The 20,185-nt window shown below is 69.3% G+C and carries 18 protein-coding genes and 1 pseudogene; 11 read left to right on the top strand and 8 right to left on the bottom strand.

Annotated elements, in window-relative coordinates; all coding sequences use genetic code 11:
- Positions 1-89: 89 nt before the first annotated feature.
- Both V3W46_RS15665 and V3W46_RS15660 read right to left on the bottom strand, forming a co-directional pair.
- A complete protein-coding gene (locus V3W46_RS15665) occupies positions 90-1,112 on the bottom strand; it encodes an isopenicillin N synthase family dioxygenase (RefSeq protein ID WP_331784069.1) in 1,023 nt (340 codons plus the stop codon).
- A 201-nt stretch (positions 1,113-1,313) separates the two neighbouring features.
- Positions 1,314-1,772, bottom strand: a complete 459-nt coding sequence (locus tag V3W46_RS15660) for a tautomerase family protein (protein WP_331784068.1) — start codon at positions 1,770-1,772, stop codon at positions 1,314-1,316.
- A gap of 195 nt (positions 1,773-1,967) precedes the next feature.
- On the opposite strand from V3W46_RS15660, the gene V3W46_RS15655 reads away from it, so the two are divergent.
- Positions 1,968-2,525: a TetR/AcrR family transcriptional regulator gene (locus V3W46_RS15655; protein ID WP_331784067.1), complete on the top strand. Its 558-nt coding sequence runs from the start codon at positions 1,968-1,970 to the stop codon at positions 2,523-2,525.
- 106 nt (positions 2,526-2,631) lie between these two features.
- On the opposite strand, the gene V3W46_RS15650 is transcribed toward V3W46_RS15655, so the two are convergent.
- A complete protein-coding gene (locus tag V3W46_RS15650; RefSeq protein WP_331784066.1) occupies positions 2,632-3,246 on the bottom strand; it encodes a TetR/AcrR family transcriptional regulator in 615 nt (204 codons plus the stop codon).
- Positions 3,247-3,318: 72 nt separating this feature from the next.
- On the opposite strand from V3W46_RS15650, the gene V3W46_RS15645 reads away from it, so the two are divergent.
- Together V3W46_RS15645 and V3W46_RS15640 are read left to right on the top strand one after the other, a co-directional pair.
- Positions 3,319-4,059: an SDR family oxidoreductase gene (locus V3W46_RS15645; RefSeq protein ID WP_331784065.1), complete on the top strand. Its 741-nt coding sequence runs from the start codon at positions 3,319-3,321 to the stop codon at positions 4,057-4,059.
- Between the two features lie 137 nt (positions 4,060-4,196).
- Complete coding sequence (locus V3W46_RS15640) at positions 4,197-5,720, top strand: FAD-binding oxidoreductase (RefSeq protein WP_331784064.1); 1,524 nt, start codon at positions 4,197-4,199, stop codon at positions 5,718-5,720.
- A 64-nt stretch (positions 5,721-5,784) separates the two neighbouring features.
- Here V3W46_RS15640 and V3W46_RS15635 read toward each other — a convergent pair whose 3' ends face one another.
- The gene (locus tag V3W46_RS15635) at positions 5,785-6,837 is read right to left on the bottom strand and encodes a PHP domain-containing protein (protein ID WP_331784063.1); all 1,053 of its coding nucleotides are present in this window, start codon (positions 6,835-6,837) and stop codon (positions 5,785-5,787) included.
- A gap of 97 nt (positions 6,838-6,934) precedes the next feature.
- Here V3W46_RS15635 and V3W46_RS15630 point away from each other — a divergent pair, with 97 nt between their 5' ends.
- Positions 6,935-7,744 carry a hypothetical protein gene (locus tag V3W46_RS15630; protein WP_331784062.1) on the top strand — a complete coding sequence of 270 codons (810 nt, stop codon included), beginning with the start codon at positions 6,935-6,937 and terminating at the stop codon, positions 7,742-7,744.
- Positions 7,745-7,795: 51 nt separating this feature from the next.
- Here the strand turns inward: V3W46_RS15630 and V3W46_RS15625 are convergent, their stop codons facing one another.
- Complete coding sequence (locus V3W46_RS15625; RefSeq protein ID WP_331784061.1) at positions 7,796-10,033, bottom strand: transglycosylase domain-containing protein; 2,238 nt, start codon at positions 10,031-10,033, stop codon at positions 7,796-7,798.
- Between the two features lie 221 nt (positions 10,034-10,254).
- Between V3W46_RS15625 and V3W46_RS19670 the strand changes: the two are divergent.
- Positions 10,255-10,353 (top strand): annotated as a pseudogene (locus tag V3W46_RS19670) (mismatch-specific DNA-glycosylase); the annotation flags it as partial.
- A gap of 52 nt (positions 10,354-10,405) precedes the next feature.
- Here V3W46_RS19670 and V3W46_RS15615 read toward each other — a convergent pair.
- A complete protein-coding gene (locus V3W46_RS15615) occupies positions 10,406-10,918 on the bottom strand; it encodes a methylated-DNA--[protein]-cysteine S-methyltransferase (RefSeq protein WP_331784059.1) in 513 nt (170 codons plus the stop codon).
- 130 nt (positions 10,919-11,048) lie between these two features.
- Between V3W46_RS15615 and V3W46_RS15610 the strand changes: the two genes are divergently transcribed.
- Positions 11,049-11,441, top strand: a complete 393-nt coding sequence (locus V3W46_RS15610; RefSeq protein ID WP_331784058.1) for a PPOX class F420-dependent oxidoreductase — start codon at positions 11,049-11,051, stop codon at positions 11,439-11,441.
- A gap of 58 nt (positions 11,442-11,499) precedes the next feature.
- On the opposite strand, the gene V3W46_RS15605 is transcribed toward V3W46_RS15610, so the two are convergent.
- Complete coding sequence (locus V3W46_RS15605; RefSeq protein ID WP_331784057.1) at positions 11,500-12,093, bottom strand: TetR/AcrR family transcriptional regulator; 594 nt, start codon at positions 12,091-12,093, stop codon at positions 11,500-11,502.
- Between the two features lie 161 nt (positions 12,094-12,254).
- Between V3W46_RS15605 and V3W46_RS15600 the strand changes: the two genes are divergently transcribed.
- The 5 genes from V3W46_RS15600 to V3W46_RS15580 all read left to right on the top strand — a co-directional run bounded on the left by V3W46_RS15600 (position 12,255) and on the right by V3W46_RS15580 (position 19,016).
- Positions 12,255-13,745 carry an APC family permease gene (locus tag V3W46_RS15600; protein WP_331784056.1) on the top strand — a complete coding sequence of 497 codons (1,491 nt, stop codon included), beginning with the start codon at positions 12,255-12,257 and terminating at the stop codon, positions 13,743-13,745.
- Positions 13,745-15,886, top strand: a complete 2,142-nt coding sequence (locus tag V3W46_RS15595) for a primary-amine oxidase (RefSeq protein WP_331784055.1) — start codon at positions 13,745-13,747, stop codon at positions 15,884-15,886. Before V3W46_RS15600 ends, V3W46_RS15595 begins: the two co-directional genes overlap by 1 nt.
- 23 nt (positions 15,887-15,909) lie before the next feature.
- On the top strand, positions 15,910-16,686 hold the full coding sequence (locus tag V3W46_RS15590) for a hypothetical protein (RefSeq protein WP_331784054.1): 777 nt from the start codon (positions 15,910-15,912) through the stop codon (positions 16,684-16,686).
- 133 nt (positions 16,687-16,819) lie between these two features.
- Entirely contained in the window at positions 16,820-17,434 is a 615-nt protein-coding gene (locus V3W46_RS15585) for a TMEM175 family protein (protein ID WP_331784053.1), read from the top strand.
- Positions 17,435-17,528: 94 nt separating this feature from the next.
- Complete coding sequence (locus V3W46_RS15580; protein ID WP_331784052.1) at positions 17,529-19,016, top strand: amidohydrolase; 1,488 nt, start codon at positions 17,529-17,531, stop codon at positions 19,014-19,016.
- Between the two features lie 65 nt (positions 19,017-19,081).
- Here the strand turns inward: V3W46_RS15580 and V3W46_RS15575 are convergent, their stop codons facing one another.
- Positions 19,082-20,131, bottom strand: coding sequence for a methyltransferase family protein (locus V3W46_RS15575; protein WP_331784051.1), 1,050 nt, complete (start codon positions 20,129-20,131; stop codon positions 19,082-19,084).
- Between the last annotated feature and the right edge of the window lie 54 nt (positions 20,132-20,185).

Here is a 20,185-nt window from a genome sequence, read left to right as displayed (position 1 = left end):
ATTCACCCCGCGCCCGGCCCGCGCCGCCCCCGCGCCGGCCCCAGCGCAGCCCCCGCCCCCGCGCCGGGCCCCCGCGCCGGGCGCGCGGCTCAGGCGTGGTGCAGCAGGTCGGCGTGGTGGATCTCGGCGACGTTCGGGTGCGCCCGCAGGCGGTAGCGCAGCACGTTGTCGCCATAGGTCTCGAGAATGGGGCTGTCGGTGGGGTCGACCGAGAGACCGCGCGCGCCCGAACGCAGTTCGGGGCTCAGCTCGAGGGTGGGCATCCGGGCATCCAGCCCCGGGTTGAAGAAGAACGGAATCGAGATGCGGTCAGACCCCACCTTCGGCGACTCGACGCGGTGCAGGGTCGCCTTGAGGTACCCGCCGGTCGCGAGCTCGAGCATCTCGCCGATGTTCACCACGAAGGCGCCCTGCATGGGCGGCGCCTCGATCCAGTCGCCGTCGTGCTCGACCTGCAGCCCGCCCTTGCCGGGCTCGACCAGCAGCAGGGTCAGCACCCCGCCGTCGCGGTGCGCGCCGACGCCCTGCTTCGGCGTCTCGACCGACTCCCCGGGGTAGCGAACGATCTTGATCAGCGAGAACGGATGATCGGCGAACGCCGCGTCGAACACATCCTCGGGCGAGCCGAGGCTGAGCGCCCAGGCACGCAGCAGCTTCAGCGCGAGGGCGCTCAGCTCGTCGTTCCAGCGGCGCACCACCGGCTCGAGCTCGGGCAGCGCCTCGGGCCACAGGTTCGGACCCTCCAGTCGCCAGTAGTCGGCGGCGGGGTCGGCGGATGCCGCACCGGCGCCCTCGGTGGGGCGCTCCACGCCGATGTCGATCTGCTCACGCCAGTCAACATCGCCGTGCGTCAGCTCGCCGCCGACCCGCGTGTAACCGCGGAACTGCGGGCTGTTCACGTTCTCGATCGCCAGCTTGTCGGCCTCGGGCAGGTCGAAGAAGCGGCGCGAGAGGTCGAGAATGCTCTCTGTCAGCGCGGGGTCGATGCCGTGACCGGTGAGATAGAAGAAGCCGACCTCGTGGGTGACGCGGCGCAGGTCGTCTCGAAACGCGGCCGCCTCCTCCTCGGTCGAGTTCAGGCGGGAGATGTCGAGCACAGGTAAGGAAAGCACCCCTCCAGTCTTTCATTTCGTAAAGAAGAGGCGCCCTTTGTTACGCAGCCCAGTAACTTTGTTCGCGAGTACGAAGGAGAACTCACGCCCGGGCACGACTCGGCACCAGGGCACGCTTGCCCGTCGTCGGCGTCTTCCCGGCCCGCCCGGCCTGGCGCGCGATCGCCTGGCGCGCGACGCCTCGCGCGCGACGCGTTCGACTCACACCTGCGACGCAGCGCCGGCGACAGCAGCAGCCTGCAGCTGCCCGATCTGGGCGCGGGCCGCGGCGACGAGCTCGTCGTTCGTATTGGCGTGGCCTGACAGCCCCCAGCCGCCCGCGACGGCCTCGGTGAGCAGTACCCAGGTGCGGTCGACCAGCGTCGGGTCGCCGGCGGCGGCCGCCACGAGGTCGGTGAGCTGGCGAACCACGGCCACCTGCTTGTCGCGGTCGAGGGCTCCGGCGTTGGTGAGCACCTGCACACGCACGTAGTTCGTGTCGCCGTCGACGTTCGAGAGGGCGCCGGAGGGCAGCTCGTGCACGAAGCCGGCGGTGTTCTGCCGGAACATCGGAATGTCGGGCACCTGCTCGATGCTCATGACGGTGGTGGCCAGGTCGATGGCGAGTTGGTGGGTGTCGGCGAAGGTTCCGGCGGTGGCGTAGACGTCGATCATGGGCATGGGTGCGGGCTCCTCGGTGCGGGCGGAGATCTGCGGTGGCAGATCTGATGGTTGTCATAACCTCGTCTCGATCATCCACTATGCCGCTCGTCATAGTCAAGGGCGAATATGATGGGGCACATAGTGGCGCGGCCGGCAGACAGACGCCGGCGCGCTGCGTCGGGAGGCATGATGGCGGGCGACACGAAGCACCGTATGGTCGAGGGCGCGGCGCGCCTGCTCGCCCAGCAGGGGCTGCAGCAGACCTCGTTCTCAGAGGTGCTCGAACTCACCAAGGCGCCGCGCGGGTCGATCTACCACCACTTTCCCGAGGGCAAAGACCAGCTCATCGCCGAGGCGATCGACCTCGCGGGGGCGCGCGCCATCGCCCTCATCGAGCGCGGTGCTGGCAGCTCGCCACACCAGATCGCCGAGCACTTTCTGGCGATGTGGCGCTACGTGCTCGTGCAGTCGAACTTCGCTGCCGGATGCTCGGTGCTGGCAGTCACGGTCGCCACCGATTCGCCCGACCTGCTCTCGCACGCTTCGACGGTCTTCCGCACCTGGCGCGAGAGCCTCGCCGCGCGGCTCGTCGCCGGCGGAGTGCATGAGGCCGCAGCGGCCCGGTTCGCAGCCCTCCTCATCGCCTCGTCAGAGGGAGCCGTCGTGCTGGCCCGTGCCGAGCAGAGCATGGAGCCGTTCGAGCTCGTGGCCGAGCAGCTGCTGGCCGTGGCCGTGGGCCTGGAGCCGGCGGCCACCCCTTCGGGCAGCTGAACGCGCGGCCCGCTCTGTGTAGCTGTAGGGAGAGGTGGAGGCACGTGCTGTTGAAAGACGGGAAAAATTCCGCAGAAACCGCCTGCGCGATGATGGTGCGGGGCGTTCAGGGCCTCAGGCCCCGCCAGAGGGTGTCGACGAGTGCGTCGGCGAAGGCACGGTTCAGGGGCTGGTCGGGCAGCAGGAGGCGGTGGTAGCAGGCGCCCCAGAGCTGGTCGACGACGACCTCGAGGTCGACATCGGCTCGAATCTCGCCGGCCCGCTGGGCCCGGCCGAGACGCTCCACGGCGAGCAGCCGGCGCGGGCGCGTGTAGTTCTCGGCGAAGGCGACGGCCAGCACCGAATCAGACTGCGCCGCACCGATGAGCCCGGTGATGACGGGGCTCGCATCGCCCGTGACCAGCCCGACGAAGGCGCGCAGCTGGGTGCGCACGTCGGCCTCGACATCGCCGGTGTCGGGAAAGGCGAGGGTGCCCTCGACGGCATGGAAGTACGCGTCGAGCGCCAGCGACCCGGGGGTCGGCCACCATTTGTACAGCGTCATCTTGCTCGCACCCGCGCGGGCGGCGACCTTCTCGAACGTCACCGCGGCCAGGCCGCTCTCGAAGAGCAGCGCACTCGCGGCGGCCAGCACCGACTCGCGAACCTCGGCGGCCGGGCGGCGCCCGCGACCGGAGCGCACCGCCCCGGCAGGGGCGCTCACATCGGGTCGCGTTGTCACGATTGCAGTATATGGACTAAACGTCTATATTCCTAGATGTGTACGAATCGTCCACAAAAGAGGAGAACCAGCATGTCTGAAGCATCGAACCGCCGCGTCGCCATCGTCACCGGGGCCTCGGGAGGAATCGGCCGCGCCAGCGCCGAGCGGCTCGCCGCCGACGGCATGACCGTGGTGGCGCACTATGCCGGCAACCGGGCTCGTGCCGAGGAGACCGTCGCGGCGATCGAGGAGGCCGGCGGAACCGCCGTCGCTCTCGGCGCAGACGTGGCCGACGAGGCGCAGATGACCGCGCTGTTCGACCGCACGACCGAGCTCTACGGCGGCGTCGACGTGGTCGTGAACACCGCGGGCGTCATGGTGCTCGCGCCGCTGGCCGAGTTCGACCTCGACCAGTTCGACGCCATGATGCGCACCAACGTGCGCGGAACCTTCGTGGTGGCCCAGCTCGCCGCGCGGCAGCTGCGCCCGGGCGGCGCGCTCATCACCTTCTCGACCTCGGTCGAGCGTCTGCAGCAACCCACCTACAGCGCCTACGCGGCTACGAAGGGCGCCGTCGAGGCCCTGACCCTCATTCTGGCGCGCGAGCTGCGCGGCCGCGACGTGACGGTGAATGCCGTCGCGCCGGGCCCGACCGCGACGCCCCTCTTTCTCGACGGCAAGCCGCAGCAGGTCATCGACCACATCGCCTCGCTCGCTCCCCTCGAGCGGCTCGGCACGCCCGACGACATCGCCGAGACCGTGGCGTTCCTGGCAGGCCCCGGGCGTTGGGTGAACGGCCAGGTGCTCTACGTGAACGGCGGCATCGCCTGACGGGTACGACGAGGCGCGGCGTCGCGGCATCCGGATGCCCGACCTGACGGGCACGATCGGGAACGGCATCACGCATCCGTGCGCCGACCTGGCGCCGGCCGGGCGCACGGCGCCGCACCAGCCATAAGCTGGAGAACATGGATTCGACGGACGCCCCACACCCCGACCCCATCGTCTCGCAGCTGGTCGACCTGCTCGGCCCGGCCGTGCTGGTCGACGCCGCCGCCCTCGCCGCGGCGCGCACCGACAAGTCGGGCTTCGTCTCGGCCGGCACCCCGCTCGCCGTGGTCGAGGCACGCTCGATCGCCGATGTGCAGGCCGTGCTGCGGCTCGCCACAGAGCACCGGGTGCCCGTGGTTCCACGCGGCGCGGGCACGGGGCTCGCGGGCGGAGCGGTCGGCACCGACGGCTCGATCGTGCTGTCGACGGCCCGTATGAACCGCATTCTCGAGATCTCGCTCGACGACGAGCTCGCCGTGGTCGAACCGGGCGTGCTCAACCAGGCGCTGAGCGATGCGGTCGAGAACGACGGGCTCGTGTTCTCGCCCGACCCCGCGAGCAAGGCGATCTCGAGCATCGGCGGCAACATCGCTACGAACGCCGGCGGTCTGCTCTGCGCGAAGTACGGCGTGACCCGCGAGGCGATTCTCGGCCTCAAGGTCGTGCTGCCCGACGGCCGGATGCTCGAGACCGGCCATCGCAGCGTCAAAGGTGTCACGGGCTACGACCTCACGGCCCTGCTCACCGGTTCAGAGGGCACCCTCGGCGTGATCGTGGAGGCGACCGTGAAGCTGCGGCCCATCGCCACCGGCGAGGTGGTCACGATCGGAGCGTTCTTCTCCGACATCGTCGCCGCCGCGGCGGCCTCGGCCGCGATCACCGCCGCGCGCATCCGGCCCGCGGTGATGGAACTGATGGACGGCCCCGCGCTCGTGGCGATCGACGCCTACAACGGCACCGACCTGGTGGCGAAGGGCGCGGCCTACCTGCTCGTGCAGACCGACGGCGGTGGGTCGGTCGACGAGGCCGAGCGCATTCTCGAGATCGTGCGGGCCGCGGGCGGCGCGGCCGAGCTGACGGCCGACCCTGCGGTCGGCGAGCGGCTGCTGGGCATCCGGCGCAGTTTTCACCCGGCGCTGGAGGCGCGCGGCGAGGTGCTGATCGAAGACGTGTGCGTGCCGCGGTCGCAGCTGGCGGCGATGTTCGCCGCGATCGGCGAGATCAGCGAGCGTTACGGCATCTCGATTCCGACGGTGGCGCACGCGGGTGACGGCAACCTGCACCCGAACTTCGTGATCCCGCCGGCCGCGGCGGGCACCGACCGGGGTGCGACTGACGGCGGTGCTGCTGAGGGCGGTGCGGCTGAAGGCGGCGCGATCGCAGGCGTGGCCGCTGAAGGCGGTGCTGCTGAGGGCGGCGTGCCCGCCGCGCCGGGTGAGGCGACGGCCGGCGTGCCCGAGTACATCTGGGCGGCCGCGGGCGACCTGTTCCGGGCCGCACTGGCTCTGGGCGGCACCCTCACCGGCGAGCACGGGGTCGGGGTGTTGAAGCAGCGCTGGCTGCGCGACGAGGTCGGGGCCGACAGCTTCGACCTGCAGCGCCAGATCAAGGCGGTCTTCGACCCTCTCGGCATCATGAACCCCGGCAAGGTCTTCGGCTAGCCCCGTCAGAGCTCACGGCGGGGCCACCTGCCGACGGTGACGCCTCCGGCAACCTGGCGATGCGCTACAGCTCGGGGTGCGCCCACGCCAGCAGCTCGTCGACCGGCCACGTCGTGATGATGCGCGCGGGCGGCACGCCCAGCACCGCCGCGCGCTCGATGCCGTAGTCGAGCAGTCCCAGCTGCCCCGGCGCGTGCGCGTCGGAGTCGATGCTGAACAGACACCCCTCGTCGACCGCCAGCGCGATGAGATCGTCGGGCGGGTCGGTGCGCTCGGGCCGGGCGTTAATCTCCACCGCCACGTCGTGCTCGGCGCAGGCGGCGAACACCCGCTTGGCGTCGAACTCCGACGGCGGGCGGGTGCCGCGCGAGCCCTCGATGAGCCGGCCGGTGGCGTGGCCGAGAATGTTCGTGAACGGGTCGGCGATGGCCCCGAGCATCCGCTTCGTCATGGTGGCCCGGTCGTCGCGCAGCTTTGAGTGGATGCTCGCCACCACGATGTCGAGCCGGGCCCGCAGCTCGGGCTGCTGGTCGACGGTGGCGTCTTCGAGAATGTCGGCCTCGATGCCCGAGAGCACCCGGATTGCCGAGCTTCGGGCGCCGAGCTCGGCCAGCTCGCCGAGCTGCGTCTCGAGACGCTCGGCGGTCAGGCCATGGGCGACGGTGAGGTGCGGCGAGTGGTCGGTGAGGGCGACGTATTCACGCCCCAGGGTGCGTGCGGCATCCACCATCAGCGAGATCGACGTGGTGCCGTCAGACCAGTCACTGTGCGTGTGCAGGTCGCCGCGGATCTTCTGCTTCAGCGCCTCGCCCGCCGCCGTCAGGGGTGAGCTCGCGGCGGCTCGCAGAGCGGCGAGCCGCTCGGGCACCGCGCCGTCGAGCGCCTGGCGGATCACCTCGAAGGTGCTCGCTCCGATGCCCTTGGTCGCCTTCAGCCGGCCGTCGGCCGCGCGGGCGGCCAGCTCGTCGGGTGTGAACGCGGCGATGCTGTCGGATGCCCGGCGAAAGGCCTGCACCTTGAACTGCGGCGCCCGGTCGTACTCGAGCCGGAAGGCGATCTCGTTGAGCGCGCCGACGGCGTCGACCGGGCTGTCGCTGGGGGTGGGGCCGGAGGTCATGCTCCCATCATGCGACAGTTTCGCTAGCTTTAGACCAGATCGGTCGACGACCACCGCCACCAGACGACCACCGCCACCAGACGACCACCGCCACCAGATGACCACCGCCACCAAGGGAGCGAACCAGATGGCCACAATTCTGCAGCCCGAATCGATGAAGCCCGACGTGCGACGCTGGACGGGCATCTCGGCGATCGCCGTCGCCATCCTGATGGCGGCCGAGTTTCTGACCGCCTCGCTGGGCGTGGGCGCAGCGCCGCCGCTGTCTGACGAGACGGCCCTTGGCGAGTTCATGACGGGCGCTGCCGACGCTACCCTGCTGGTCATCTTCATCGACACGTTCTTGATGGCGGCGCTCGTGGTCTTTCTGGCGAGCTTTCGGCAGCTCATCACCCGCGCCCGCGCCGACATGCAGTGGGTGGCCGACCTCGGCTACGGCGCCGGGCTGATCTTCGTCGCCGTGACGCTGGTGGGCGACGCGATGGACGGCGGGGGCGCCCTCGACACCGTCAAGCAGCCGGCCGACGGCTCGGTCATCCGAGCCCTCACCGAGGGGCACATTCTGATGTTCGGCTCGATCGGCTGCGTGATGACCGCGCTGGTCGTGGCGGCCGCCGGCTACGTGTCGTTCGCCTCGGCCACCCTGCCCCGCTGGACCGGCTGGCTGGCCTTCGTGGTGGCTGCGCTCAACCTGCTCACCGTGCCGGCGATGTTCAACGGCACGAGCTCGACCGACCCGTTCTCGGCGGGCGGGCCGGGCGTCACGGCGCTGGCCACGTTTCCGTTCCTGGTGTGGGTGGCCATCGTCGGCATCGTGACGATTCGGGGCACTCACCACCACGCGATGCGGCGCGCACGCGCGGCGGCGGCGAAGGCGGCCCCGGATGCCCTGCTGCCGTCACGCTAGACCAATGTGTCGCGCCCGGTCGCCGCGCCGCGCCTGCGCGCCGACCCCTCGCTAGGGCGTCGCCGTCGGCGTCGGCGCCGGTGCGTCGGGAGCGGAGGTGGACGACGGGTCGCTCGTGGCGGTCGGCGTCGGCGTGGGCTTCTCGGTCGGTTGCGGCGCCGTGTTGCGCGTGAAGCTGGAACTCGGGGCCGGAAAGGTGCCGCCGCCGTAGGCGTCGGCCGTGCCCTTGTAGAACTCCTTCCACACGTAGAGGCGTGACAGCCCGCTGTACACGGTGTCGCCGTTACCGCCGGTCACTGCCGTGTTCCTGATCGACACGCCGCCGGTCACGTTGCCGACCCACGACGCCGAGACGAGCTTCGTCGTGCCGCCGACCAGCCAGACGTCTTTCTCGGCGTCGGTGGTGCCGGTCTTGCCGAAGTGCGGGGTGCCGTCGGCGGGGTTCGCGGGGGTGGCGGTGCCCGACTGGATGACACCCTGCATGGCGTACAGGGCGGCCTGGGCGATGGCCGGGTCGATCGCCTGCGTGCAGTCTGCGGTCGGAACGGCCACGGCCGCACCGGTCGCGTCGGTGATGCTCGAGATGGCGATCGGCTTGCAGTACATGCCCTGCGCTGCGACGCCGGCGTAAGCCGCCGCCACGGTCAGCGGGGCGACCTCGTTGCCGCCGAGCACGGTGGCGTAGAGGCCGGTGTCCATCGGCAGGCCGTCGGCCCGGTGCATCCCGAACGCGTTGGCGATCGCGTTGATGTCGCAGAGGTCGAGCTTCGAGGCCATGTTCAGGAAGGCGTTGTTCACGGAGTCTTCGAACTGGGTCAGCACCGAGGCATTGCCGCCGGCCTCGCCCGCGTCGTTACCGGCTTTGTAGGGGGTGCCGGGCACGTCACCGCAGCTGTTCGTGATGTTGGCCGATGTGAACGTCTGGTTGTTCGAGCCGTTCACGATGTCGCCGAGGGAGTGGCCGGTCTTCAGCCAGTCCATCAGAACGAAGAGCTTCTCGGTCGACCCGTTCTGAAACCCCGTCGATCCGCCGTAGTCGGCGTCGGTGCTGTAGTTGATCGCGGTGTTGGTCGCCGGATCGGCCGCCGGATCTTGACTGTAGTTCTTGTTCTGCGCCATCGCGAGCACCTTGCCGGTGCCCGGTTCGACCGTCACGAAGGCTCCACCGATGTCGACAGACGACATCGACTGCGGCACGTAGTCGCTCACCGACTGGTTCGCGGCTGCCTGCAGCTTCGTGTCGAGGGTCGTGACGATCTTGTAGCCGCCGGTGTTCAGGGCGGTGGCCCGGTCGTCGGCGCTCGCGCCGAAGGTGGTGTCGTTCAGAATGATGTCTTTGACGTAGTCGCAGAAGAATCCGGCGCCGTCGGTGGCCGTCTGGCAACCGGTCGATGGCTGCGTGATGCTGGGGGTGACGGGTGTCGCGATGGCGGCGTCGTACTGAGCCTGGGTGACCGTGTGCTCTTTCAGCATCGAGGCGAGCACGTCTTCGTTGCGCCGCGCAGTGTTGGCCGGAATATTGTCGGCGATGTCGATGCGCAGGCCCTCCGGCTCGTTGACCATGGCCGCGAGGCTGGCCGCCTGCGGCAGCGTGAGGTCGCTGGCGTTCACGCCGAAGTAGTACTCCGAGGCGGCCTGGATGCCGTACACCCGCCCACCGAAGAGGGCGATGTTCATGTACCCGAGCAGAATGTCGTCTTTGCTGTACTCCTTCTCGAGACCGATTGCCAGCTTCATCTCTTTGAGCTTGCGGTCGGTGGTCGTCGCGGTCGCGTCGGCGTAGGCGGCGGCCTCGGCCGTGGGGTCGCTGATCGCCTCGGCCCGCTGCACGAGGATGTTCTTGACGTACTGCTGCGAGATGGTCGAGGCGCCGGAGGTGATGCCGCCCGTCACCGTGTTGGCGACCAGGGCGCGAACCGTGGACTGAACATCCATGCCGCCGTGAACGTAGAAGCGCGGGTCTTCGGTCGACACGATGGCGTCTTTGAAGTACTGGGAGATGTCGTTCCAGCCGACCTCCTGGCGGTCTTGGTCGTAGAACGAGGCGAGCAGGGTCTGCGAGCCGTCGTCGTTCTGCGCGTAGATGCTCGAGGTCTGCGACAGAGCGTCGGGCTTGATGTAGCTCGGCAGGTTCTGGAAGACGCTCAGCGAGCTGTCGACAGCGACACCCGTCACGGCGACCGCGGGCGTGACGACGGCGGTCACCAGGATGCCCGCGATCACACTCGCGCCCACAAGCCCGACAATCGCCCCGAGCACACCGGTCGTCTTCTGTTTGTGGGAGGTCATACACACCGATCTGTCGAGCACGAAACGAGCGTCGCGGGCGCGCTTTCGTTGCCCCACGACCAGACCAGAGGCTACGGTGTGCCGCTGGGCACAGGGGTAGGTGAGCTATGAATGTTCTCAGAATCTGCCCCCAATCGGCCCCGAAGACCACGTCGGCTAGGGTGAGGCGCATGAAGTTCAGCCGGGCCGAGCTCGAGTCGTACCGCGGCCAGACGCTGCCCGAGCTGCTGCAGCGGGGCATCGGCATCACGAACCTGGTGGCGGGGGCATCCGCTCGGGCCGACGAGCTGACACAGGCCGAACTGGCCGAGGGCGCAGCGCCGCCAGCCGCCTGAGGCGCGGCCCGAGCTCGATGCTGCGAGGCCTCCTGCGTCAGAAGAGAGTGCTGGCCGGAACGCGCGACCCCTCGAGGGCGAGCAGGAACTGCTTGCGTTCGAGTCCGCCCGCATAGCCGGTGAGCGAACCAGATGCTCCCACCACCCGGTGACAGCCCACCACGATCGACAGCGGGTTGTGGCCCACCGCCTGCCCCACCATGCGCGCCAGTCGGCGGTCACCGAGCCGCTCGGCCAACTCGCCGTAGGTCACCGTCTCGCCGAACGGAATCTGGGCGAGCAGCGCCCACACCCGCTGCTGGAAGTCGTTGCCGGCGAGGGCGGTGGGCAGGTCGAACTCGGTGCGCCGCCCCGCGAGGTACTGTCGCAGCTGGCGGGCGGCCTCGGCCAGAACGAGGTCGTCGCCCTCGTCGACGGCCGGGCCGAAGGCGGTGCGGTCGGGCCTGGTCCAGTGCTCTGGGTAGTAGATGCCCACGAGCGCGTCGCCGGTCGCCACGAGGGTGACGTCGGCGATCTCGTCTGTGGTGATGGTGACGTGGCGTGTGTGCATATCAGAGACGATACGCGCGGCGCACGACACCGACTGGCACCCATCAGACATCACTGCCGTGCCCGGCGACCGCGCTGCACCCGCCCGACCATCCCTACCGCGTGCGCGGCCGATGCGAGAGGATGTGAACATGACAGCGACCATCCCCGCCGAGTACGTGCATCTGCTCGAAGAGCCGAACTACGGCGCGCTCGGCACCATCAGGCCCGACGGCACCGTGCAGGTGAACCCCATGTGGTTTCAGTTCGACGGCGAGGTGCTGCGCTTCACGCACACCACGAAGCGGGCGAAGTACCGCAACCTGCAGCAGAACCCGACGATGTCGCTGATGGTCATCGACCCCGAGAACCCGTTCAGGTACCTCGAGGTGCGTGGCACGCTCATCGAGGTGGTGCCCGACCCCACCGGCGCCTTCTATGTCGTGCTGGGCAAGCGCTACGGCAACGCCGACCAGGTGCCGCCGCCCGACAGCGCCGACCGCGTGGTGCTGGTCATGAGCGTGGAGCACACGACGAAGCAGTAGAGGCCGGGCGCGACGACCGGCGCGCGACCTGCACGAGCGTCGAGGTGGCGACGGCGGTTCATCGCGAGAGCCAGGGCGCGAACGTGACCTCGACCAGCGGCAGTTGCTTCTCGGGCGCACCGAGTGCCGAACCCAGTACGAACGACACCTGCTGCCCGGCCGACAGCACGATGAGCAGGTCGACGATGCCCTGAACGTCGGTGCCGGGCACGAGTTCACCGTTCGCGATCGCCTGCCGCAGCAGCTCGTCGAGCCGTGCCCGCCACACCACCTCGTAGTCGATCTGGTGGCTGGCGATGCCCGGATCGACCGCGACCCGGCCCCAGAAGCCCACCACGAGGTGGGCCTCGTCCTGCGTCTCCTTGCCCGTCGGCAGAATCTCGCGCATCATGGCGCGTACGGCATCCAGCCCCGACCGCCCCCTCGTGACCTCGTCGATGCGCGCGTTGGTGCGCGCGAACACCGTGCCGAAGGCCGCGCTCAGCACGGCGTCGAAGTTCGGAAAGTAGTGCCACAGGGCACCGGTGGCCACGCCCAGCTCGGCCGCGATGGCCCGGGAGGTCGCCGCGTGCAGGCCATCGCGGGCGGCGATCGCCAGCAGCGCCTCGACGATGTCACGCCGGCGCGCATCATGGTCGACGACGCGGGGCATGCCTCCATTGTTGCAGGATGCCCGGCCGCGCCCGCGCGGCACCCACCATTTACACGAACGAAACAAGCGCGTAATCTATTTCGAGCGAGCGCTCAATAACATTGTCGTTGTTCGTTCATCCCCCTCTCTGCCTGGTACCACCTATTGCCCCAGGAGTTCTCGTGACCAAGATCGCCCCCTCTGCCGACCCTGCCGTCACGGCGCCGGCCGCCCCATCGAACCGCCTGAGCGGAAAGCTCGGGGCGACCGCCATCGTATTCATGGTGGTCGCCGCCGCCGCACCGCTCACCGTCATCGCCTCGAGCCCCATCGGCATGGCGCTGACGAACGGCGGAGGCGTTCCGTTCAACTACCTCGCCGCCGGTGTCGTGCTGCTGGTCTTCGCGGTGGGCTTCACCACCATGGCGCACCACATCACAGACGCCGGCGCGTTCTACACCTTCGTCGGCAGCGGCCTCGGCCGCGTGATCGGCGGCGGAGCGGCGTTTCTCGCGCTGTTCTCGTACCTCGCCATCCAGACCGCAATCTACGCCTTTCTCGGCTTCTCGGCGTCGAACCTGGTCGCTTCGGCGGGTCTGCCCGACACTCCGTGGTACCTCTGGAGCGCCCTTGCCATGCTGATCGTGGCGTTTCTCGGTTATCGCAACATCGACCTGAGCGCGAAGGTGCTCGGCGTGTTGCTGATTCTCGAAGTGCTCGTGATCGTCGTGCTGAGCCTCGCCGTGCTGCTCAAGGGCGGATCGACGGGCGGCGGCGTGACGGCCGACTCGTTCACTCCGGCCGTCATCATGTCGGGCCCGGTCGGCCTCGGTGTCATGCTCGCCTTCGGTGGCTTCACCGGGTTCGAGTCGACCGCCATCTTCCGCGATGAGGCACGCGTGCCGCACAAGACCATTCCGCGAGCGACCTACGCCGCGGTGATCGGCATCGGTGTGTTCTACACGTTGGCGACCTGGATGCTCGTCGAAGCCTGGGGCAGCGGAGCCGTTCAGAGCATCGCCGTCGAACACACCGGTGACCTCGTTCAGCTCACCGCGACCACCTACGTGGGCCAGTGGCTCGCCACTGCCGTCAGTACCCTGCTGGTGACCAGCCTGTTCGCCTGCGTCATCTCGTTCCACAACGTCATCTCACGCTACCTGCACTCGATCGGCCGGGTGGGGCTGCTGCCGACACGGCTCTCCACGACGCACAGTCGGCACCGCTCGCCGCACTTCGCGTCGATCTTCGTCACGGCCGCCTCGGTTGCGCTGCTCGTGCTCTGGGTCGCCCTCGGCTGGGACCCGCTGCTGCAGGTCTTCACCCTCATTTCGTCGTCAGGGGCCATCGGAATCATCCTGCTGTTCGTGCTGACCAGCGTCTCGGTGGTGGTGTTCTTCGCCCGCACGAAGCTCGACCGACGGCCGTGGAACACGGTCATCGCCCCGATCGTGGCGCTCGTCGGCCTCATCGCGATTCTCGTGCTCGCCATCACCAACTTCTCCGCCCTGACCGGAACCCCCGAGCCGGCACTGAACACGGTGCTGATTCTTGCGCCCGTGGCGGCGTTCCTCGTCGGTGCCGGCGTGGTGCTGTGGGTGCGCCGCCGGCGACCTGCCACCTACCGTTCTCTGCTCTTCCACGACCACACAACCCAGAATGAGGATCACTGATGACCCTGGAGATGACGAACCACCCGGCGCCGAACCCGGCCGACCGAGACGCCACCGGCCGAGACGCTACCGGCCGAGCGGTCACCCATCCGCTGCAGCCGCTCGGCGCCGCCGAGATCGCCGCGATGAAGGCCGCCCTCGAGGCCGCCGGCCTCGCGGGCGACGCGACACGCTACTCGTACGTGCTGCTGCGGGAGGCAGACAAGAGCGAGGTGCTCGCCTTCGACGCCGACGGCGACGCCGCGAGCGGCGGGCGGGCATCCATTCGCCGCGAGATCAGTGCACTGCTGACCGACCTTGAGGCGAAGACACTGACCACCGTGATCGTCGACGTCACCGCCGGCCGCGACCCTGCCGTGGTGACAGCCGATCGGCTCGACCCCGCTGTCACCGGCTGGGGGCCGTCGCTCGAAGAAGACTTTCCGGCCGCCGACGCCATCGTCAAGGCGAACGCCGACTGGGTCGCCGCGCTGGCGCGGCGCGGCGTGACCGACCTCGACCGGGTGCGCACCGTGCCCCTCTCGGCCGGCGTGTTCGACTACCCCGACGAGGTGGGGCGCCGCATGGTGCGGGTGCTCGCGTTCTGGCAGCCGTACCCCACCGACTCGGTATGGGCCCACCCGATCGACGGCGTCGTCGCGCACGTCGACCTCAACGCCGCCGAGGTGCTGCGCGTGATCGAGACCGACATGACCACCGTTCCCGAGGAGTCTGGCGATTACACTGACCCCGACGTTCGGGGGCCCGAGCGCACCACCCTCAAGCCGATCGTCATCACTCAGCCCGAGGGCGTGAGCTTCACGCTCGACGACAACGTGCTGAGCTGGCAGAACTGGTCGGTGCGCCTCGGATTCAACGGGCGCGAAGGGCTGACGCTGCACCAGCTCGGGTTCGAACACCGCGGGGTGGTGCGCCCGATCATCTACCGGGCATCCGTGTCAGAGATGATGGTGCCCTACGGCGACCCCTCGCCGACGCACGCCTGGCAGAACTACTTCGACGTGGGTGAATACCAGTTCGGTCGGCTCGCCAACTCGCTGCAGCTCGGCTGCGACTGCCTCGGCGACATCACCTACGTCGACGCGACCGTCGTCGACGACCGCGGCGAGGCGAAGACGATCGCGAACGCGATCTGCATCCACGAAGAAGACTACGGAGTGCTGTGGAAGCACAACGACGACTTCGCAGGAACGAACGAGACCAGGCGGCAACGTCGACTCGTCATCTCGTTCTTCGTCACTGTGGGCAACTACGACTACGGGTTCTACTGGTACCTCTACCTCGACGGCACCATCGAACTCGAGGCGAAGGCCACCGGTGTCGTCTTCACCTCGGGTCACGCCGGTGGCGACTACGAGTACGCCTCGGCGCTCGCGCCGGGCCTCGGGGCGCCCTACCACCAGCACCTGTTCTCGGCGCGGCTCGACATGACCGTCGACGAGACGGCGAACGCGGTCGACGAGATCCAGGTGCAGCGCGTGCCGATCGGCGCGTCGAACCCGTGGGGCAACGCGTTCACCCGCAGTGTGACGCGCCTCGAAGACGAGCAGAGCGCCCAGCGGCTGGCGGCGCCGGGCGAGGGGCGGGTGTGGAGCATCCACAGCTCGTCGACGACGAACCGCATGGGCGAGCATCCGGCGTACGTTCTGTACCCCGAGGGGCAGCCGGTGCTGCTGGCGGCCGACGAGGCGTCGGCGCGACTTCGCGCGGGATTCGCGACCAAGCACCTCTGGGTGACGCAGTACGACCGCGACGAGCTGTGGGCGGCGGGCGCCACCGTGAACCAGCACCCGGGCGGGGCCGGACTGCCGGCCTACACGGCGGGCAACCGGTCGGTCGACGGCGAAGACATCGTGGTGTGGCACACGTTCGGGCTGACGCACTTTCCGCGCCTCGAAGACTGGCCGGTCATGCCCGTCGACTACGCGGGCTTCAAGCTCAAGCCGCACGGCTTCTTCGACCGCAACCCCACCCTCGACGTGCCGGCGAGCGTCGGGCACGGTGCGGGCGGGCACGGTGCGGGCGGGCACGGTGCGGGCGGTGCCGGTGGGGTCGGTGCGGGCGGGGTCGGTGCGAGTGCGCACGAAGGTCACGATCACGGCGCCGCGGCATCCGGCGACGGTCATGCCTGCAGCTGCTGACCTCGCGGGCGCCGGGGCGCGGCGTGTCTGAGCTGCTGCAGCTCGGGATGCTCGTTCCGACCGGCGCCGCGGCCTGCTGCGTCGCGGCGAACCGCAGGCGCCGCACCCTGCGCGACGGGGTGCCCACCGTGGTGATGCTCGCGGCCATGCTCGACCTGAGCATCCCGGGCCTCCTCGGCCGCCCCGCGCTGCTGCCACCCGCCTTCTGGTTCGCGGCGCTCGTCGCGTGCGCCCTGCTGGCGGCATTCCCCGCCCGGCGGCGCACGGCCGCAGGTGCGCGGGATCCGGTCGCATCCGCACGGCGCGCGGACGCAGGTGTGCGGACTCCGGTCGCATCCGCACGGCTCCCGGTGCGACTCGCGTCACCCTCGGCGCCACCCGCGCCGCGTGTGAACCGTGAGATCGGAGACCGGCCCGCGGGGCGCCTCTCACCGATGATCACCCACCGGGCGCTGAGCTGCGTCGTGATGGCGGCCCTCCTGCTGGCAGGCGGCATGAGCGCGACACAGGCGGCGACCGCGGCAACCACGGCGACGACGACGGCGACGGTGACGACGGCAGCGACGGTGACGACGACGGCGACGGCCATCCCGGCGGCGCACGGCTCCATGACCGGCATGGCCATGTTCGAGGCAACCGGCGGCACGGGCAGCCTCGGCCTGCTGCTTGCCGGCGGCGGCCTGGCGATCGCCGCGTTCGGCGGTGTCGTCGCCGTGCGCCACTGGCGGGCATCCCGTCTCGCTTCGATCGACGCCGCCGCCATGTCGCTCTCGGTCATCGTCATGCTCGTCGCCATGTGACCGTCATACGACCCCCGCCCGCGCCACCACGCCACCGGCACCCGACCCCGCCCGCGCCGCCACGTGATCGCCACGTCAGAATGGCGCGGCGCAGCCATGGTGGCAGGCCGGCCGCTGGCCTAGGGTGTGGAGCATGGGTCGGGGTCGGGTGGAGGCGTTCAGTGACGGGGTGATGGCCGTGGCCATCACCCTGCTGGTGCTCGACCTGCACACGAGCGCGGCGACCGGCGAACCGCTGCTCGATCAGCTGGCACACGAGTGGCCCGCCTTTCTGGCGTACCTGCTGAGCTTCTTCGTCATCGGAACCATCTGGGTGAACCACCACCTGCTCTTCGACGCGATGGTGCGCGTCGACCGGCTGACGCTCGCCCTGAACCTGCTGTTGCTGCTGTTCGTGTGCACCATTCCGTTCAGCACGTCGACGCTGGCCGACTTCGTCGTCGAGGGCGGCACGAACGCCCAGGTCGCGGTGGTGCTGTACGGCGCCGTCGCCGAGGGCATGGCGGTCAGCTTCGTACTGATTCTGCGGCACATCATCGACGCTGGGCTGGTCAGCCGGCCGATCGGTCGCGACGAGCGCCGCCGCCAGCTCGTGCGGTTCGGTGCGGGGCTGGTGCTCTACCCGCTTGCCACGGTCGTCGGGTTGTTCGCGCCCGTGGTGATGATGGTGGGGCTGACCGTACTGTCGATCTACTACCTCGTGGGTCGTTCGGCACTCACCGAACTCGCTGCGCCCAGCCCGGAATGAGGGAGCGGATCGACGCATGACCTCAGCGCGACCTGATGCGGGGTTGTGGCCCGGCTGAGGCACTTCTCTCCCGTTTCGTATAGTCTTTCTACAAATGGAGGAAAACCCAGACCTGGTGCTGCACGGCGGCACGGTGTACTCGTTCGACGATCCCACCCCTGGCGCGGCCGGAACCCGAGCCGAGGCTATCGCCTGTCGGGCCGGCACCATCGTCGCCCTCGGTACATCGAGGCAGGTGCTGGCCCTGGCGGGCCCCGCAACCCAGGTCATCGACCTCGCCGGCAGCACGGTCATTCCGGGCATCAACGACGCCCACCTGCACGGCGCGTGGCTCGGAGCCCGCTGGCCGAGCCTCTTCTTCGGCGACGAGAGTACAGCTCCGACGGGCCGACTGTTGTCGAACGCCACTGAACGGGCGGCAGCCCTGCAACGATCATGGGCCCTCCTGTCGTCGCTCGGAATCACCAGCTACACCGAGCCCGGCATCGGCCCCGGTGAAGACGACGGTGAGACCGGATGTTTCGGCTCAGCGATGCTCGACAGCTACCTCGAACTCGCCGGCAGTGCACAGCAGACCGTGCGGGTGACCCTGCTGCGGCTGTTCGGACTGCTCGATGGGCCGAGCACACTCGACGGCTTCCGGGCCGGGCTCGACGTGCCGACGCCGCCGACAGACTCGCGATGGCTGGCGATTCCCGGCGTGAAGATCTTCGCCGACGGCATCCCGCCCATGCACGGCGCCTGGACCACGACACCGTACCCCGACGGCAGCACCGGCGCACTGATGACCGAGGGAGGTGCGGAGTTCGGGTCGGAGTCGAACGCCGAAGCCTCCCGGCTGGCAGCATTCACCCGGATGATCGAGCTCGCCGATTCACGCGGCCTTCAGATCGCGGTGCACGCGACCGGCGACCGCACCATCGATGCGTTTCTCACGGCGATCGAGCGCCGACGAGCAGCTGGGGCGGCAAGCCGCGACGGGCATCGAGACGCAGGCCACCCCGCGGGCCGTGCCGCGAGTCGTGCCGGAGAGGCAGCCGGCGATGCCGCCCGCGCCGCCGGGCCGCACTACGTCGTGCACGGCGACCTCGTGACTCCGGCGCAGATCGCCCGACTCGCTCGACTGGGAATGGGACTCGATGTTCAGCCCCTGATCGCAGCCCACACTCGGGACTGGCTGAGTGAACGTGTCTCGCCCCAGGTCGCAGCGGCGGCGTGGCCGCTGGCCGATCTGCTCGAGAGTTCGGTGGCGACTTCACTGACGTCTGACGCGCCGATCGCGACGCCCGACTGGCGCCAGACGATCGCGGCGGCCGCAGCTCTACTCGAGAGCCGCGGCGTCGCTGTGACCCGTGAGCACCGCGCCCGATTCGTTCAGATGTACACCAGCGTGCCGGCAGCACAAGACGGCGCAGCGGGGTGGAAGGGAACCCTCGCCCCCGGAATGGCCGCTGACCTCTGCGTACTCACGGCCGATCCGCTCGAGACCGAGCCGGCCGATCTGCCTGCCGTCGAGATCGAGCTGACCGTCGTCGACGGCCGCATCGTCTATACGAGGGCCGGCGCCGACACGCTGCGCTGATCAGCAGCAGTGCCGCCGGCGCCCGCCCTCCCGCTGCGGAGGCGGGCGCCGGCTCGGCACGGGGATCAGACAGCTTCGGCGACGAGCAGCCGCGGGCTGCCGGGCAGCTCGATCACATCGATCGGGTTCCAGCGAGCGTCTGACAGCCAGCCGCGCACCTGCGCCTCGGGGTAAACGACAGTTCCGTCGATCACGAGGTACTCACCTGCATGCAGGGCGTCGATACGGCGCTGGTGCTCATCGTCGTCGAGAAAGAAGTCGAGCACGACGAGTCGCGCACCGGGCAGGGCAGCGTCGCGCAGAGCGCCGAAGATGCGTGCGTTCTGTTCGGCATCGAACCGATGGATGACGTGGTTGGCGAGCACCAGGTCGTACGAGCCCACGGGGGTACCCGTCGCCGTGTCGACCGGCAGAACGGTTGCGCGGTCGGTCAGTGCGGCATCCTGAATCGCTGCGGTCACCGACTCCGCGAAATCGGGCGCGAACATGAAGGTGGTGTGCAGGTCGGGGTTGACGCTCATCGCCTCGAGCGAGAAGTAGGCAGCCAGACCGCCGTAATCGAGACTGTTGCGGTACGGCGTGACGTCGAAGAAGCGGGTGAACATCTGCGAGTGCAGCCGGTTGTAGGTCATCACTCCGGCGAGGAACGTGGCCCAGCGCTCGTCGGTCATGCCGAGGTCGCCGGGCTCCGACGTGTCGACCGTGTGGCCGAACTGCAGCCAGTGCGGGTAGCTGATCTCGCTGAGAAAGGTCAGAAACGGTGCCAGGTCGACACTCGAGTCGCCCCCGACGAGGTAGTCGGCGGCATCGGCGGCCAGACTGTACTGCCCATCAGTGCGAGCGATCAGACCCAGTGACGACATCGCGTCGGCGAGGATGCGGGCGATACGCACGCTGACCCCGGTGGCTGCGGCGATCGCGTCGATCGTGAGAGCTCCGTTCTGCAGGCTCGCGAAGAGACCGATGCGGCTCGCCTCGAACAGTTGCTTCGACGCCATGTACCCGACGGCGATGTCGAGGATGCGCGCGGGTGTGGCGGCCGCGCCTCGGGCACCGGTCGAGCCGGTGGCGTCGGTGGCATACGGATGCACGGAGGCAGATTCAACGGTGGTCATTGTCTTCCTGTCTTTCTGTGGGTGGTTCTGGAGGGATTGCGCGAAACCGATCCG

Source organism: Subtercola sp. YIM 133946 (genome assembly GCF_036553535.1).
GTDB lineage: Bacteria > Actinomycetota > Actinomycetes > Actinomycetales > Microbacteriaceae > Subtercola.
The sequence above is the reverse complement of the archived record's forward strand: the minus strand, read 5'-3'. Positions and strand labels throughout refer to the sequence as shown.